15 protein-coding genes and 1 riboswitch are annotated in these 15821 nt (G+C 53.2%); of the genes, 9 read left to right on the top strand and 6 right to left on the bottom strand.

Annotated features, from left to right (window positions below):
* A complete protein-coding gene (locus tag MWU63_RS14265; RefSeq protein WP_247078466.1) occupies positions 1–1161 on the bottom strand; it encodes an acyl-CoA dehydrogenase family protein in 1161 nt (386 codons plus the stop codon).
* Positions 1162–1241: 80 nt separating this feature from the next.
* Here MWU63_RS14265 and MWU63_RS14260 point away from each other — a divergent pair, with 80 nt between their 5' ends.
* Positions 1242–2180, top strand: coding sequence for a GlxA family transcriptional regulator (locus tag MWU63_RS14260; protein ID WP_247078464.1), 939 nt, complete (start codon positions 1242–1244; stop codon positions 2178–2180).
* 6 nt (positions 2181–2186) lie between these two features.
* Here the strand turns inward: MWU63_RS14260 and MWU63_RS14255 are convergent, their stop codons facing one another.
* From MWU63_RS14255 to MWU63_RS14245, 3 genes are read right to left on the bottom strand one after another with little or no spacing between them, the layout of a single operon-like run.
* On the bottom strand, positions 2187–3167 hold the full coding sequence (locus MWU63_RS14255; RefSeq protein ID WP_247078462.1) for a sterol desaturase family protein: 981 nt from the start codon (positions 3165–3167) through the stop codon (positions 2187–2189).
* Complete coding sequence (locus MWU63_RS14250) at positions 3167–4159, bottom strand: sterol desaturase family protein (RefSeq protein ID WP_213890454.1); 993 nt, start codon at positions 4157–4159, stop codon at positions 3167–3169. The genes MWU63_RS14255 and MWU63_RS14250 overlap by 1 nt, the downstream gene beginning before the upstream one ends.
* A gap of 44 nt (positions 4160–4203) precedes the next feature.
* On the bottom strand, positions 4204–4965 hold the full coding sequence (locus MWU63_RS14245; protein ID WP_213890453.1) for a class II aldolase and adducin N-terminal domain-containing protein: 762 nt from the start codon (positions 4963–4965) through the stop codon (positions 4204–4206).
* 103 nt (positions 4966–5068) lie between these two features.
* Between MWU63_RS14245 and MWU63_RS14240 the strand changes: the two genes are divergently transcribed.
* From MWU63_RS14240 to MWU63_RS14220, 5 genes are all read left to right on the top strand, one after another.
* The gene (locus MWU63_RS14240) at positions 5069–5968 is read left to right on the top strand and encodes a LysR substrate-binding domain-containing protein (protein WP_247078460.1); all 900 of its coding nucleotides are present in this window, start codon (positions 5069–5071) and stop codon (positions 5966–5968) included.
* Between the two features lie 13 nt (positions 5969–5981).
* Complete coding sequence (ade, locus tag MWU63_RS14235; protein WP_247078458.1) at positions 5982–7790, top strand: adenine deaminase; 1809 nt, start codon at positions 5982–5984, stop codon at positions 7788–7790.
* 2 nt (positions 7791–7792) lie between these two features.
* Positions 7793–9274, top strand: coding sequence for an AMP nucleosidase (locus MWU63_RS14230; RefSeq protein WP_213890450.1), 1482 nt, complete (start codon positions 7793–7795; stop codon positions 9272–9274).
* 132 nt (positions 9275–9406) lie between these two features.
* Positions 9407–9694: an HU family DNA-binding protein gene (locus tag MWU63_RS14225; RefSeq protein ID WP_213890449.1), complete on the top strand. Its 288-nt coding sequence runs from the start codon at positions 9407–9409 to the stop codon at positions 9692–9694.
* 78 nt (positions 9695–9772) lie between these two features.
* On the top strand, positions 9773–10639 hold the full coding sequence (locus tag MWU63_RS14220; protein WP_213890448.1) for a DMT family transporter: 867 nt from the start codon (positions 9773–9775) through the stop codon (positions 10637–10639).
* Here MWU63_RS14220 and MWU63_RS14215 read toward each other — a convergent pair.
* Together MWU63_RS14215 and aroC are read right to left on the bottom strand one after the other, a co-directional pair.
* Positions 10636–11292 (bottom strand): HD domain-containing protein, encoded by a 657-nt coding sequence (locus MWU63_RS14215; RefSeq protein ID WP_246531780.1) that lies wholly within the window; start codon positions 11290–11292, stop codon positions 10636–10638. The genes MWU63_RS14220 and MWU63_RS14215 overlap by 4 nt on opposite strands.
* Entirely contained in the window at positions 11285–12385 is a 1101-nt protein-coding gene (gene aroC / locus MWU63_RS14210) for a chorismate synthase (RefSeq protein ID WP_213890447.1), read from the bottom strand. The genes MWU63_RS14215 and aroC overlap by 8 nt, the downstream gene beginning before the upstream one ends.
* A 90-nt stretch (positions 12386–12475) precedes the next feature.
* Positions 12476–12574: riboswitch (TPP riboswitch) on the top strand.
* Between the two features lie 37 nt (positions 12575–12611).
* Between aroC and MWU63_RS14205 the strand changes: the two genes are divergently transcribed.
* The 3 genes from MWU63_RS14205 to MWU63_RS14195 are packed head-to-tail and all read left to right on the top strand — an operon-like array spanning position 12612 to position 15821.
* Positions 12612–13592, top strand: coding sequence for a thiamine ABC transporter substrate binding subunit (locus tag MWU63_RS14205; protein WP_213890446.1), 981 nt, complete (start codon positions 12612–12614; stop codon positions 13590–13592).
* Entirely contained in the window at positions 13568–15142 is a 1575-nt protein-coding gene (locus MWU63_RS14200) for a thiamine/thiamine pyrophosphate ABC transporter permease ThiP (protein WP_247078456.1), read from the top strand. The genes MWU63_RS14205 and MWU63_RS14200 overlap by 25 nt, the downstream gene beginning before the upstream one ends.
* Positions 15129–15821 (top strand): ATP-binding cassette domain-containing protein, encoded by a 693-nt coding sequence (locus tag MWU63_RS14195; protein ID WP_213890444.1) that lies wholly within the window; start codon positions 15129–15131, stop codon positions 15819–15821. The genes MWU63_RS14200 and MWU63_RS14195 overlap by 14 nt, the downstream gene beginning before the upstream one ends.

The raw sequence follows: 15821 nt of genomic DNA, 5'->3' as shown, positions 1-15821 counted from the left end.
TTAAGCCCCGAGAGGGCGAAGCAGATCGCGGCTTATAATATGGCGTTGGATTTCGCTTGTACCGTCCCAGATACGCTCAACCCGTGCGTCCCGCCAGAACCGTTCCAGCGGATAGTCATCCATCAAGCCCATGCCGCCGTGCACCTGAATCGCAGCGTCGGTAACACGTGCCAGCATTTCCGAGGCATAGAGCTTGGCGGAGGCAATTTCCCGGTTGGCAGGCAGACCCCGGTCAAGTCTTTCAGCCGCCGCCAACGTCAAAAGGTCAGCGGCATCAATTTCGGTGATCATATCGGCAATCTGAAACCCGATCCCCTGAAACTTACCAATCGGCTGGCCGAACTGATGGCGTTGGGCGGCATAATCCAGTGCATAGTCAAAGGCCCTTCGCGCCCGGCCCACACACATGGTGGCAACCGTAATTCGGGTGGCGTAGAGCCATTCGTTCATCACAGCAAAGCCTCCATCAACCTCACCTAGAACTTGAGCGTCGGGCAAACGGCAATCATCAAATTCAAGCACCATGTTCTTGTATCCACGGTGGCTGACAGATTTATAGCCATCCCGGATGGTAAACCCTGGCGTTCCCCGGTCTACCAAGAAGGTCGTGATGCGCTTTTTAGGCCCGCGCGGTGTCTGATCTTCGCCTGTTGCAACAAAAACGATTATGAAATCAGCGTGATCTGCGCCTGATATGAAGTGTTTTGTTCCATTCACGACCCAATCACCACAGTCACGGACCGCGCTGCATTTCATGCCCCGCACGTCCGAACCCGCACCGGGTTCAGTCATTGCAAGCGCGTCCATCCGCTCTCCACGAACAGCGGGGAACAAGTAACGTTCTTTCTGTTCTCCCTCGCATGCCATCAGGATGTTTTGTGGACGCCCGAAAAAGTGATTTAGCGCCATTGACCCGCGGCCAAGTTCACGTTCCACCAATGCAAACTCAAGGTGGCTCAGACCCGCACCGCCCACTTCTTCAGGAAAATTACAGGCGTAGAACCCAAGTTCGATGGTTTTTCGCTTAATTTCCTCAGCAACCTCTTCTGGTACTTCACCTGTACGGTCTACCAAATCTTCGTGCGGATAGATCTCGTTTTCAACGAAACTGCGGACAGTTGAAACGATCATCTCTTGTTCTTCGTTCAGGCCGAATTGCATCACGGGCTCCGATTTGCTGAATTTGTTTGCAAAGGTTATTGGGCACGCCCAGTATGGCTGTGCAAAGTTGGGTAAAAATCATGCGAAACTGGGAAAATCAAAACGCCGCAGTGCAGCGTATCGGCGTGTTGCTGTTCGAGTCCTTTTCGAACCATTGCCTTGCCAATACTGTTGAACCGCTTCGCGCTGCAAACACGCTTTCTGGACGCGTCTTATATGATTGGCGTTTCCTGTCTTTGGACGGGGCTCCGGTTACCTCGTCCAGCGGGTTGCAGATTGCGCCGCACGGAAAACTGGCGGAGGCGTCAGGCGATATGTTGGCTGTGATGCCAAGTTATGATTTTAAGCGGCATGCAAACACGGTAACAGTACGTGGCCTTCGCAGTGCTGCACGAAGATTTCCAACCTTAGCGGGCTTTGATACAGGCAGTTGGCTGTTGGCCGAAGCAGGGCTGCTGACAGGACGTCGCGCTACGATTCACTGGGAAGAACTGGGTAGCTTTGCTGAAAAGTTCCCGGATGTCGAAACTGTGCGTGAACGATATGTCATTGATTCAAATCGCATCACCTGCAGCGGCGCAATGGCGGCTTTTGATCTTGTGATGGAGATGATCGCGCAAACAAGCGGCGAAGCGTTGAGGTTGGAGGTTGCGACCCTCTTCATGTCACCAGGTGTTTCTGCGCCGCAAAATGTGCTGCTGGCACGAACAAAGACCGTTTCACGCGCCGTGGCGCTGATGCAGGAGCATTTGGAAGAACCGTTAAGTATTGGTGAAATAGCACGGCGTGTCGGGCGCAGCCAAAAGGATTTGGAAGCGCGCATGAAGGCGGATCTTGGAGCGTCTCCGCAGACCGTATACAGGCGTTTTAGGCTTATATTGGCTCGAAAACTGGTTCTTGAAACAGAATTGCCAGTTGGCGAAATTGCGCTACGTTCCGGGTATCAGAACGCAAGCGCGATGACCCGGGCCTTCAGAGAAGAATTTGGAACTGCCCCGCGGCATATGCGAGTTGGATAGGCAGGTTCAGCGCGCCGAGTTTCTGATTTTCAAGCGGTGACGCATCCGTTCTTTTGCCTCTGGTGTTCCATCATGAAACGATCCGAACAAAATATCCCAAGGCACGTCCAGATTGCCGTAATTACATTCAAAATACCTATGATGCATCTGGTGATGAAACATACCTAACCGAAGACGTTTTTTGTTTTTGATGAACAACTCTTCAAACCCGGTATGTGTTGTCACGGCAGACAGCGCGTAAAACTGTAGGTGAAACATCATGTGCAAAGGGTGAGAAGCGATAACCCAGTGGATCAGAACCGATCCAAAGTAGATGATATGTTCGATCGGATGCATCGAAAGTCCGGACCAGGGACCGACATTGGTATTCCGATGATGAAGCGCATGGGCAACACGGTAAAGTGGGGGCCAGTGCAGCCAGCGATGAATCCAATAAAAATAAAAGCTTTCCCATATCGGGATCAGAAAAAAGATTGCTACAAACCAGATAGGGTTCGTGTCCCAGCTTAGTAACCACAGATATCCATTGGCAAAGCACCAGAACATCAAAACTTCATAGGCGCTCCAAACTAGAACACCGCTGGTGCAGCTCCAGAAAATATTGTCCAGAACCTGATTGTTCAGGGTGAACATTCCGCCCTTTTTGGCAAATTCGCGAGTGTCATATTTAAGGTCGTTTCCTTGATTTCGGAACGTGTAAAAATATAGGTGTAAGCCACCTGCAACAGTCACTAATAAGGCCAAATTGCGTAAAATGATCTGAAGAATCCAACCAACTGCGAAGGTCTGAGCGGTTTCCAAAGAGGGGCTAAACCAAACCCAGCTGGCAATGCTTAGCCCAAGGATTATCAGGTTAACGGTGATCAGGAACCAGCCATCCCAATACCAGCGCAGCACCGCCAGCGGTTTTGGGGGCCATTGCCACAGAGGAGAAACCCCCAAAGGCAAATCAGGGGTATAGTTCCATTCTCGTCGTGGTTCTGCCATCAGGCATGCATCCGTTTCTTGCGCGCGCGTGTTTCCACAGTCGCCGCTTCCGAACCATCATGGAAAGTGCCAAACCAACGGTCCCAGGGCATCTCTTGGTTTCCGTAATTACACTCATAATAACGATGGTGAAGCTGATGGTAAAAGGTTCCGAGCGCCAGACGCCGCTTATCTTTGATCAGCAGGTCCTCATATCCTGTATGGCTCATCGCGGCACCGGGCCCTTGATACACGATGTGAAAAAACAAGTGAATTGGGTGGGTCGCCACGACCCAATGGATGCACAGCGTTGTTAAGTAGATGAAATGCTCAACAGGATGCATTGAAAACCCACTCCACGGCCCGATGTTGACGTTCCGATGGTGAAGCGAATGCACACGTTTGTAAAGAAACGGAACATGCAGCAGCCGATGCACCCAATAGAAATGAAACGCAGACCAGATAGGGACGAGGATCAGGGCAAGAATGAACCAGACTGGGTTGCTGGCGAATGTAATCGTTGGTGCGTATCCGTTGGCCATCAACCACATTGTGACCACCTGAAACCCGGTGAGTTGCAGCACACCTGACCCCAAAGACCAGAACATATTGTCCCGTACCTGATCCGAAAAATTCCACAGCCGGTTGTTTTTCCCCTGATCGCGGCGTTCGAACTTCAGTTTCTTACCTTGGCCTTTATGTATGTAGAAATACCAGTGCAGCCCGCCCGAACAGATAAAAACCATTGCAAAGTTGATTGCCCAGATCTGTAGAATCCAACCAACGACAAAGGTTTGCGTTGTCTCAAGCGATGGATAAAAGAACGCCCAAAGCGCGAAAGCCATCAGAAGCATGATCACGCGTTCGGACAGCATCAGCCAGTTAAAGGTGAGCCATTTCACAAGATAGGCTGGCCGTGGTGGCCATTGGAAAATTGAGGGGTCCTGTAGCGGCAGGTCAGGATGGTAGTTCCAGCTACCGGATAGGTTTTCCGTCTTCAGTTTTTCAGGCATCTCTGAAGGTCCTTGTTGGAGTCTAGTCAAACGCGGAATATGCCTTATTGGGCATAGTTAGAGCCTTCTTCATCCAATATTGCCTTTAACTCCGCCAAGTGGCGTTCAGCCTGACTAGGGTAATCTTCCAGCTCCTGCGCAGTCTTTTCAGCGACCTCATCTGACAAAACGCGCAACGGTTTACCGGTTTGAAGTGCGCGAATGTATGTTTCTGCTGCGCGTTCGAAATAATAGAGCCTGTTAAACGTATCGGCGACGCTATCTCCGATGATCAGCACCCCATGATTGCCCATGATCATCACTTTGACTTTCGGGTCGGACAGCATAGACGCGCAGCGTTCGCCTTCTGCCTCAAAGGCGAGGCCACCAAAACTTTCGTCAATAACGTAGCGCTTGTAGAAGGTCGCGGTGTTCTGGTCGATTGGTGGGAGGTTTGAATCCGCAAGGCAGGCTAAAACAGTTGCATGGATCGAATGCACATGCATCACGCAGCGCGCATGCCGACAGCGCCGGTGAATCGATCCATGCAGCCCCCACGCGGTTGGATCAGGTGCATCCGGTGTGTCCAGCGCATTCGGATTGTTGGCATCCAGCAGCAGCAGATCAGACGCTTTGATACGCGAAAAATGCGCCTGATTTGGGTTCATCAGAAACTCAGTTCCGTCCTCGTTCACCGCCAGGCTGAAATGGTTCGCCACCGCTTCGTGAAAATTAAGCCGTACGGTCCAGCGAAACGCAGCGGCCATATCGACGCGTTCTTGCCAGTGATCAATATTTGCTTTGTGGAGAGGGGTAGGCGTCGCCATTTCATTTCCTTTCAAATCCTTGAGCAACATCGTGGCGATGCTGGCTGATCTTTACCAACGAAAAAAAAGGCGTCATGCTATTAGCAGAACTTATGCATAGCTTATGAAAAAAATGGATGATACCGGCCTTCCCCCGCTGAACTGGTTGCGCGCGTTTGAAGCGTCGGCGCGACACCTGTCGTTCACAAGTGCGGCTCAGGAACTAAACATGACGCAATCTGCCGTCAGTCAGCAGATCAAGGCGTTAGAGGGATATTTGGGTAAGGCATTGTTTTACCGACTTGTTCGGCGGCTCGAACTGACGGACGCGGGTAATCTGTATCTTCCATGGGTTCAGGATAGTTTTTCTGTTTTGACAAAGGGTACGCAACAATTGCTTGGCCCTGATCGGGCGAAAACGTTGCAGATCGTCTCTAACCTTGCCTTCACGGTGCATTGGCTGGCGCCGCGATTACCAAAGTTTTTCGCGGCACATCCCAAAATTCGTTTAAATTTCACAACGCCAATCTGGCATTTGGATCATACTTCACAGTCTGCTGACCTTGAGATTCGATTTGGGCGTGAACCAGATTCTCGGCTGATGTACGAGCTTCTTACACGGGCAAACTATTTTCCGATTTGCGCCCCGGGCGATTCAGTAACGCTCGACACGCTGTTTGATCGGCCGTTGTTTGACTGTGCAGGGCTTTCCTGCAACTGGGAATCCTGGTGCACAGGACAAGGGATATCTTTCCCTAAAAAGGCGCATTTGACCTATGCGAGCACTTACACAGTTTCGTTTTCAGCAGCGCGCGCTGGCAGCGGTGTTGCGATTGGGCATGATATTCTTGTGGCAGACATGTTGCGTGATGGCATTTTAAAACAGCCATTTGATCACGTTGCACCCGTAAGCGAGGCCTACTATCTGATTCATCCGGCGGGACATGTCGCGTCACCTGCATCTCAGGCTTTTTCCGATTGGCTCAAGAGTGAAATCAGGGGCTTGAACACCGAACAAATGTAAGGACAATTGGTCCATGGAAACACATTCAATTAAAACATGGCCCGAAAGCGCCGCACGTTTAATCGCCGTTGCGGCCGGGCGCGAAGCGGCGGATCTGGTTCTAAAGGGCGGTGTCTGGGTTAACGTTCACACCCGCGAGCTTCTCGAAAACCACGATATCGCAATTGCTGATGGTCGATTTGCCTATTGCGGCCCAGATGCCAGTCATTGCATCGGACCCGCAACTGAGGTGATCGATGCAAAGGGTCAGTATATGATCCCGGGACTATGTGATGCGCATATGCACATCGAATCCGGCATGCTGACGCCCGCAGAGTTCGCCCGCGCTGTCATTCCGCATGGCACCACCTCGATGTTCACCGATCCGCATGAGATTGCGAATGTCATGGGGCTTGAAGGTGTACGCCTGATGCACGACGAGTCGATGATGCAGCCCGTTAACATATTTACGCAGATGCCAAGTTGCGCGCCGTCAGCCCCAGGTCTTGAAACAACGGGTTATGAAATCAAACCCGAGGACGTTGCCGAGGCGATGAGCTGGCCCGGTATTGTTGGGCTTGGGGAAATGATGAATTTTCCCGGCGTGGTCAATGCTGACCCAAAAATGTTGGCCGAAATCGCAGCGACCCAGAACGCGGGTAAAACCGTTGGGGGGCATTACGCAAGCCCGGACCTTGGCCCGGCTTTCCACGCCTACGCGGCAGGCGGACCCGCAGATGATCACGAGGGAACCTGCGAGGCGGATGCAATTGCCCGTACCCGGCAGGGAATGCGGCACATGATGCGGCTTGGTTCGGCCTGGTACGACGTTGAAACCCAGATAACAGCGGTTACGGAAAAAGGGCTCGATTCCCGCAACTTTATTCTTTGCACCGATGACAGCCATTCAGGCACGCTGGTCAACGACGGCCATATGAACCGCGTTGTGCGCCATGCAATCGAATGTGGATGCGACCCGCTGGTCGCACTGCAAATGGCGACAATCAATACAGCAACCCATTTTGGGTTAGAGCGGGAACTTGGGTCGATCGCCCCTGGGCGCCGCGCTGATGTTGTTCTGACGTCGGACCTTAAAACACTGCAAATAAACCGCGTCATTGCACGTGGAGTAACAGTGGCGGAAAATGGGGTGGTAAAGGTTGAATGCCCGCATCTGAAGTGGCCGGAAAAGGTACGGAAAACCGTGAATATGGGACGCATGCTGATTGGTGCTGACTTCCATATCACAGCCCCGAAAGGCGCGAACACGGTTACTGCAAAAGTTATCGGCGTTGTTGAAAATCAAGCCCCAACCAAAGCTTTGACAGCAGAACTTTCCGTCGTGGACGGAATAGTCGAAGGGGACCCCGCTCAGGATGTTTGCCAAATTGCACTGGTGGAACGACATCAGGGTACTGGTGGTGTGGTAAATGGTTTTGTGTCCGGGTTCGGATATACTGGTGATATGGCGATCGCGTCGACGGTCGCGCATGACAGCCATCACATGATCGTTGTCGGTACGAATCATGCTGATATGGCGATGGCTGCGAACAGGCTGCAAGATGTTGGCGGTGGTATCACTGTCTGGCAGAACGGACGCGAACTGGCCTTGGTGAAACTGCCAATTGCAGGTCTCATGTCAGATGCACCCGCACAAGAGGTGGCAGAAACAGCTGATAAAATGGTCGCCGCTATGGCGGTCTGTGGCTGCACGCTGAACAATGCTTATATGCAGCATTCACTGCTGGCACTTGTTGTTATCCCAGAACTACGTATCTCTGATTTGGGCTTGGTGGACGTCACAAAGTTTGAGCTGACAGAGCTGTTTGAAAAAGGAAAATAACAATGACAGCACATTTCGAAATAGATGTAGAAACCCCGGCCGTTCCCGCACATGAAAGCTTCACCGACGCCAAGGCAGCAGTGGAAAGGCTGAAAGACCTTTATCGCACAGCCACTCAGTTCCTGAGCGAGAGGTTTTCAGAAAAAGCGACAGGCCCGCGGCCCGATAGACGGTACAGAGCATTTTATCCCGAAATTCGGGTTACGACGACAAGTTACGCCCAAGCCGACAGCCGTCTGAGTTTCGGCCATGTCGCAGTTCCGGGAACTTATTCAACCACTGTTACTCGGCCCGATTTGTTCGAAAACTACCTGTGCCAGCAAATAGATTTGTTGATGTGCAATCATAGTGTTCCCGTGGTGATAGGCATATCTGACACACCAATGCCGGTTCATTTCGCGGTCGCGGGTGACGCAGAGGTGAATGTTCCGCAAGAAGGGTGCATGGAGTATCCACTGCGCGACGTCTTTGATGTGCCAGATCTTTCAACCACAAATGATGATATAGTGAATGGCTTTGGTTACAAAAATCCGGACGAGTCAGGCCCGCTTGGTCCGTTTACTGCACAGCGCGTGGACTATTCTTTGGCGCGGTTGGCGCATTATACGGCAACACCGGCTGAACAATTCCAGAACCACGTTTTGTTCACCAACTATCAATTCTACATAGAAGAGTTTGAGGCATACGCACGTGAAATGCTTGCCGACCCAAACAACGGCTACACAGGTTTCGTTGGGCCGGGAAACGCGGAGATCTCTTCGCCAAACCAAATAATGGACGCACCAGCGAAATTGCCGCAGATGCCGACCTATCATTTGAAACGCGCGGATGGGACGGGAATCACACTGGTGAACATAGGGGTGGGTCCTTCAAACGCCAAAACCGCAACAGATCATATTGCGGTTTTGCGGCCTCATGCCTGGCTGATGGTCGGGCATTGCGCCGGGCTGCGGAACTCTCAGAACCTTGGGGATTTCGTGCTCGCGCATTCTTATCTGCGCGAAGATCATGTTCTGGATGACGATCTGCCAATCTGGGTTCCGATTCCACCGCTTGCGGAAATTCAAATCGCTTTGGAACAGGCAGTTGCGTCAGTTACCAAACTGGAAGGATTTGAGCTTAAACGCATCATGCGAACGGGGACCGTCGCCACCATTGACAACCGCAACTGGGAGTTGAGAGACCAGTCAGGCCCGGTTCAGCGTCTTTCACAGTCGCGCGCCATCGCTTTGGATATGGAAAGTGCAACGATCGCAGCAAATGGTTTTCGCTTTCGCGTCCCTTATGGGACATTACTGTGTGTTTCAGACAAGCCTCTTCATGGTGAGTTGAAATTACCGGGAATGGCCTCGGATTTTTATAAAACACAGGTGTCGCGGCATTTGAAAATAGGTATACACGCTATGGAAGCATTGCGGAAAATGCCACTGGAACGCATCCATTCACGCAAATTGCGTAGCTTTGAAGAGACCGCGTTCCTCTGAGACGGCGAAAATCAGCACAAAATACATGAAAAACTGAAGAATTTTACCACTAATTGTTGTGTCCCATCACAACATGCCGTTAAATGCGCCCAATAATGCCCAAGTTATCAGGGCTTCATGAGGAGACATACAATGGCAAAACCAATGACAAAGACCCAGCTTGTAGCTGCTCTGGCCGACGAAATGGGCTCAGACAAAAAAGCAGCGAACGGCGCACTGGACGCAGTTATCGCGGTTATCACGCGCGAAGTAACCGGCGGCGGCGCTGTGACCCTTCCAGGTGTTGGTAAAATTTACTGCCGCGAACGCCCAGAGCGCATGGTTCGCAATCCCGCTACTGGCGAGCAGATCAAAAAAGACGCCGACAAAGTTGTCAAAATGACAATCGCGAAAGCGCTGAAAGACGGCGTCAACGGCTAATACGTTCGGGGATTGTCCCCAACGCTGAATACATTAGGGTCGCCTGACACAGGCGACCCTTTTCATTTGGAGGCAGGAATGGACATACGTGCGATAGGCATGGGGCTTGCCTTTGCATTGATGTGGTCTTCGGCCTTTACCTCTGCACGGGTCATCGTGATGGATGCGCCTCCGTTGGGCTCACTGGCGCTTCGGTTCCTTATCTCTGGAATCATCGGCGTGGGGCTCGCCCGGATGATGGGCCAATGCTGGACCCTGACGCGCGACCAATGGCGTGCGACATTTGTTTTTGGGCTGTGCCAGAACGCGCTATATCTGGGGCTTAATTTTGTTGCGATGCAAACCATCGAAGCGTCGCTTGCCTCTATCATCGCATCGATGATGCCACTGATGGTTGCCTTTGCTGGCTGGGTGGTTTTCCGCGAACGGCTTCGCCCGCTTGCGGTACTCGGCCTGCTGGCGGGCGTAATTGGCGTTGGCCTGATTATGGGTACGCGGATTAACGGTGGAGTTGACCTCTACGGCGTCAGCCTGTGCGGAATCGCCGCCGTAGCCCTGACCATTGCCACACTTTCGGTGCGGGGGGCATCATCCGGCGGAAATGTCATGATGATTGTCGGGCTGCAGATGTTTGTTGGCGCGGGTATCCTTGCCGTCGCGTCAGCCGGGCTGGAAACAATTGAAGTTAACTTCACCTGGAGGCTGGGTTTTGCGTTTATCTACACAACGCTGGTTCCGGGTGTACTGGCAACCTGGGTTTGGTTCGCACTGGTTGGCAGAATAGGTGCTGTACGCGCAGCGACCTTTCACTTCCTGAATCCATTCTTTGGTGTTGCAATCGCCGGTGTTTTACTTGGCGAAGCGATAGGCGGGATAGACCTGATTGGTGTCGCGATCATCACTGTGGGCATTCTGGCGGTGCAGTTGTCTAAACAACGCGCTTAGCCACCCCAGTTTTCGGGTAATTTGTGGCCAATTTCATTCGCGAGATTTTCCAAAAACCTGCACATAATTGCGGCCCGCTCTGTTGCCAGCTTACGGGCGGTATCGGTCGACATCTTACGAGGAAGCTTTAAGAGCTTTGCGGCCCAGTGATCAATTGAGAACCGTAGATCATCAAGTGCACGGATTGTTGGAAATGGGTCGGTTGGATTATAAAGTTCACGCCCTAAAGAACCCGCGACAGCAAAGGCGCGCGCGATACCAATGGCTCCCAGCGCATCTAACCGATCAGCGTCCCGCAAAATCTTCGCCTCTATGTTTCGCGCAGGAATGTTCGCAAAGTAGCTATGTGCCTCTATCGCGTGTCTGATTGTTGCAATGCCTTCCTCGGAAAACGAAAATGGAGCAAGTAGCCCCTCAGCTGCATCTGCGGACATAGTCGACGCACCCACCCGGTTTGGGTCATCTTTTGGCAGGTTTACCAGATCATGAAAATAGGCCGCTGCTAAGAGGGTGCTTCCAGCAACCACACCTTCGCCTTCGGCAATCTGCTGACAGTTTCGCCAGACCCTGTCTAGATGCGCGAGGTCATGCGCAGCATCATTCGCCATGTGATCCGCAACGATCCGGCGAAACTGTTGGTGTAAATCAGCCAATCTTGCCCTGATTTTCACCAACCTGGCCACGGTGCAACAGCAGGTGGTCCAGTATAACGCAGGCCATCATTGCTTCGCCGACCGGAACTGCGCGAATCCCAACGCAGGGATCATGCCGGCCTTTGGTCACCACCTCGATCGGGGTGCCATCTTTGCGGATCGATCTGCGTGGTGTGAGGATCGATGACGTTGGCTTTACGGCGAAACGAACGACGAGATCCTGACCAGTGCTTATTCCACCCAAAATGCCGCCCGAATGGTTAGAGCTATACTCGGGTCCATCCGGCCCCATGAATATCTCGTCCGCGTTGTCAGTGCCTTTTAGCGCTGCCGCCGCCATGCCTTCACCAATCTCAACACCCTTTACGGCATTGATTGACATCATCGCGGCGGCAAGGTCGGTATCAAGCTTACCGTAGACAGGCGCGCCTATGCCTGCCGGGACGCCACGCGCCACAACCTCGACAACGGCCCCAACCGAGTTTTTTGATTTTCGGATTTTTCCAAGATAGGCGTCCCAATCTTCAACGGCACCTGCATCGGGAATCCAGAAATCATTCTGGTCAATCGCGTCCCAGTCAAATCTGCTTCGGTCAATGTGCATTTCGCCCATCTGAACCATGTAACCCCTGATCTCGACATGAGGCACCAAAGCCTTGATCGCTTCGCGCGCAACCCCACCCGCTGCAACCCGTGCAGCGGTTTCACGTGCCGACGACCGGCCGCCACCGCGCGGGTCACGGTTGCCGTATTTTTGATGGTAGGTGATGTCTGCGTGGCCGGGACGAAAGGTTTCGGCGATATCCCCATAATCCTTAGACCGCTGATCGGTGTTTTCAATCATCAACTGAATCGGCGTGCCTGTGGTTTTGCCCTCATACACTCCGGACAGAATGCGTACCAGATCGGCCTCTTGCCGTTGCGTGGTGTGCTTGCTCTGGCCGGGTTTGCGCTTGTCGAGCCAATGCTGGAGCATTTCGGGAGTGACCGGCACACCGGGGGGGCAGCCATCCACTGTCGCGCCCAAAGCGGGCCCGTGGCTTTCGCCCCACGTAGTTACACGAAAGAGATGCCCGAATGTATTGATGCTCATGCAAACGCTCCTTTTCAACTGCTCTACCGGGCGGCGGCGCCTGTCTCAAGGGGTTTTGGCTTGCCAAGTGCGTTATGCCGCCCTAGAGACATCCTTACCTCGGGGGGCCTTTACTGGCTGAGATGCAATAGCGGACCCGTTGAACCTGAACCGGTTAAGACCGGCGGAGGGAAGGTTGAGATGCACTCATCCCGATATCCGCCCGTCGGCAAATAGAGGATGAGATATGAAATATCCACTGATCGCCGCGGGACTTTGTGCAGCCAGCATGGCTGCGGCAGAGGCACCCGTTCTGACAGTTTACGCACCAGACTACTTTGCGTCTGAATGGGGCCCGGGCCCCGGCATTGAAGCAGGGTTTGAAGAACGCTGCGCCTGTGATTTGCAATTTATCACGGGTGATGTTCTGCCCCGGCTATTGCTTGAAGGGGAACGGACAGAGGCGGATGCTGTCATTGGCCTGAACACCGATGTCACGCTGAAGGCGCGGGAATCAGGCTTGTTTGGTACACATGGTCAAGACACCAGTGGCCTCACGCTGCCGATTGAATGGTCGGATGACGTGTTTCTGCCCTTTGACTGGAGCTACCTTTCCTTCGTCTACGACAACACCAAGCTTGAAAACCCACCCACCAGCTTTGAAGCGCTGCTAGAGATGCCGGACGATGTGAAAATCGTTATTCAGGACCCACGGAGTTCGATCTCTGGTCTTGGCCTGTTGCTTTGGGTGAAATCGGTTTACGGGGATGATGCGGAAAACGCCTGGACACGGCTTGCGCCAAAAATCCTGACCGTGACCAAAGGCTGGTCCGAAGCCTACGGTATGTTCACGGATGGCGAAGCTGACATGGTTTTGTCGTTCACCACGTCGCCCGCCTATCATATCATAGCCGAAGAGGATTTGACAAAATCGGCGGCGATTTTTGATGAGGGCCACTATGTGCTTGTCGAGTTGGCGGGGAAAATCGCGACGACCGATCAGCCGGAACTTGCTGACTCGTTTATGGAATACGTCCTGTCAGAGGAGTTCCAGTCTATGATCCCGACAAGCAACTGGTCCTACCCCGCCCAGCTTGATGCAGAGAAACTACCCGCACAGTTTTTGCAGTTAGGAACGCCTGAAAAGGCGATCTTCTTGTCCGAACAAGAAGCGAATGACGTGCGGGACGGAGCACTGGAAGAATGGCGAAACGCCTTGTCCCAATAAAGCCGGTCTACGGCTTGGGGGCGGTTTCTGCCGCCCTAATCCTTTTGCTGACGCTCGGCACATTGGCTGCCGTAGTAACGCGGGCAGAGGGGGTATCCGCCTTGCGCCCAGCAGATTGGGCTGCGTTAAGGTTTACGCTTTGGCAGGCGTTCCTTTCGGCATCTCTAAGCGTGCTTCTTGCAGTGCCGGTGGCACGCGCGCTTGCGCGGCGGCAGTTTTTCGGACGCTCAGCGCTTGTTACATTGCTTGGCGCGCCGTTTATCCTGCCGGTTATTGTTGCGGTGCTGGGATTGCTCGCGGTGTTTGGCCGGTCAGGCATACTCAGCACGATGCTTGGCTGGGTGGGTTTGCCGCCTGTTCATATTTATGGATTACACGGCGTCGTTCTGGCGCATGTCTTTTTCAACATCCCCCTTGCGACACGCCTTATTTTGCAAGGTTGGCTGGCCATCCCGGCAGAGCGGTTTCGTCTTGCAGCCTCGCTTGGCTTTGACAATGCAGACATACAGCGTGTTCTGGAATGGCCAATGCTGCGCGCAGTTGTCCCGGGTATCTTCATGGTGATCTTCCTTCTTTGCATGACCAGCTTTGCGGTTGTTCTTGCATTGGGTGGGGGGCCAAAGGCGACAACGCTGGAACTCGCGATTTATCAGGCGTTCCGGTTTGACTTTGATCTTGGAAAAGCGGCTCTTCTTGCTGTCATTCAATTTGGTTTATGCGCGGTTGTTGCGGTTATCGCGTGGCGTGTGGCAACACCTGCAGGCATGGGGGCAGGCCTTGACCGGACTGTTGAACGGTGGGACACGAGCAATCCGGTGCTTCGCGCGCAGGATTTTACTGTCCTTGTGTTCGCCACGCTGTTTTTGCTCACTCCCCTGGTCGTGATCTTTCTTAAAGGTGCCGGAGCAGTCTGGACGCTGCCTGATGTTGTCTGGTGGTCTGCGTTCAGATCAGTACTGGTGGCCTTGGGTTCTGCAGCACTCGCGATCAGCCTGGCTTTGTCCTTGGCATTGCTTGCAGTCAAACTTGGCCAGAAACGAACCGCCGGATTTGTCGAGGGTTTTGGATATCTGACGATTGCTGCGTCACCTTTGGTCGTCGGGACCGGGTTATTTATCATGATCTTCCCGTTTGCGCGCCCGTCCGATCTGGCGCTGCCGGTAACAGCTATCGTAAACGCCGCGATGAGCCTGCCATTCGCCTTGCGCGCGTTGAGCCCCGCACTGCGCGACATCGAAAATGACTTTGGTCGCCTCGCTGACAGTCTTGGTCTGTCAGGCTGGTCCCGGATGCGGTTGCTGATCTTGCCACGGATGCGCAGACCGCTTGGGTTCGCTGCTGGTCTTGCGGCAGCGTTGTCTATGGGGGACCTTGGGGTTATCGCATTGTTTGCTGATCCTGAAAGCGCGACACTACCGTTACAGATGTTTCGTTTAATGACGGCCTACCGGATGGGCGACGCGGCAGGAGCGGCGCTAGTCTTGTTGGCGCTCAGCCTGTGTCTGTTTTGGGTTTTTGATCGTGGGGGTCGTGTTGATGCTGACACTTGAAAGATTGGAAATTGTTCAGGACGATTTTTGCCTTACGGCTGATCTGTCAGTCCCAACAGGAGCAAGGGTTGCTGTAATCGGGCCATCCGGGGCGGGCAAATCAACCTTGCTCGCAGCCATCGCAGGTTTCCTGAAACCCGGAAGTGGCAAAATCCTGTGGGATGGGGTTGATCTGGCTGACCTTCCGCCGGGAGAAAGACCGCTAAGTTTGTTGTTTCAGGACAATAACCTGTTCCCACATTTAAGTGCTGCGGAGAATGTTGGCCTTGGCCTGCGTTCTGATTTGAGGCTATCCTCTTCGCAAAAAGAGGCCGTGAGTAATACTCTTGAACGAGTGGGGTTGAAAGGGTTCGGCAACCGCAAACCAGCCGCTTTGTCGGGCGGGCAGATCGCCCGTGTTGCGTTGGCACGTATGATCTTGCGTCAAAAACCACTTGTGTTGCTGGATGAGCCATTCGGTGCGCTCGGCCCGGCATTAAAGGGTGAGATGCTAACCCTTCTGGCAGACCTGCTTGATGAGACAGGCGCAACCCTGCTGATGGTTAGCCACGACCCGGATGATGCAGTGCGCATTTCAAGCCAAACAATCCTTGTGGCAGAGGGTATTGCGCATCCGCCAATAGATACGGCCACGCTATTTGCCAACCCGCCAGACGCGTTGAAAAGGTATCTGGGGTAG

The sequence above is a fragment of the Pseudohalocynthiibacter sp. F2068 genome (genome assembly GCF_023015645.1).
Classification (GTDB): Bacteria; Pseudomonadota; Alphaproteobacteria; order Rhodobacterales; family Rhodobacteraceae; genus Pseudohalocynthiibacter; species Pseudohalocynthiibacter aestuariivivens.
Note: the sequence above shows the minus strand (reverse complement) of the source record. Positions and strands in the feature narration are given on the sequence as shown.

What these genes read in the sequence shown, in the direction of transcription:
- MWU63_RS14245 (WP_213890453.1), bottom strand. Translation starts at nt 4,965, where the DNA reads ATGGCGACGCCTACCCCTCTCCACAAAGCAAATATTGATCACTGGCAA.
- ade (WP_247078458.1), top strand. Translation starts at nt 5,982, where the DNA reads ATGGAAACACATTCAATTAAAACATGGCCCGAAAGCGCCGCACGTTTA.
- MWU63_RS14260 (WP_247078464.1), top strand. Translation starts at nt 1,242, where the DNA reads ATGCGAAACTGGGAAAATCAAAACGCCGCAGTGCAGCGTATCGGCGTG.
- MWU63_RS14225 (WP_213890449.1), top strand. Translation starts at nt 9,407, where the DNA reads ATGGCAAAACCAATGACAAAGACCCAGCTTGTAGCTGCTCTGGCCGAC.
- MWU63_RS14240 (WP_247078460.1), top strand. Translation starts at nt 5,069, where the DNA reads ATGAAAAAAATGGATGATACCGGCCTTCCCCCGCTGAACTGGTTGCGC.
- MWU63_RS14220 (WP_213890448.1), top strand. Translation starts at nt 9,773, where the DNA reads ATGGACATACGTGCGATAGGCATGGGGCTTGCCTTTGCATTGATGTGG.
- MWU63_RS14255 (WP_247078462.1), bottom strand. Translation starts at nt 3,167, where the DNA reads ATGGCAGAACCACGACGAGAATGGAACTATACCCCTGATTTGCCTTTG.
- MWU63_RS14230 (WP_213890450.1), top strand. Translation starts at nt 7,793, where the DNA reads ATGACAGCACATTTCGAAATAGATGTAGAAACCCCGGCCGTTCCCGCA.
- MWU63_RS14250 (WP_213890454.1), bottom strand. Translation starts at nt 4,159, where the DNA reads ATGCCTGAAAAACTGAAGACGGAAAACCTATCCGGTAGCTGGAACTAC.
- MWU63_RS14195 (WP_213890444.1), top strand. Translation starts at nt 15,129, where the DNA reads ATGCTGACACTTGAAAGATTGGAAATTGTTCAGGACGATTTTTGCCTT.
- MWU63_RS14200 (WP_247078456.1), top strand. Translation starts at nt 13,568, where the DNA reads ATGGCGAAACGCCTTGTCCCAATAAAGCCGGTCTACGGCTTGGGGGCG.
- MWU63_RS14205 (WP_213890446.1), top strand. Translation starts at nt 12,612, where the DNA reads ATGAAATATCCACTGATCGCCGCGGGACTTTGTGCAGCCAGCATGGCT.
- aroC (WP_213890447.1), bottom strand. Translation starts at nt 12,385, where the DNA reads ATGAGCATCAATACATTCGGGCATCTCTTTCGTGTAACTACGTGGGGC.
- MWU63_RS14265 (WP_247078466.1), bottom strand. Translation starts at nt 1,161, where the DNA reads ATGCAATTCGGCCTGAACGAAGAACAAGAGATGATCGTTTCAACTGTC.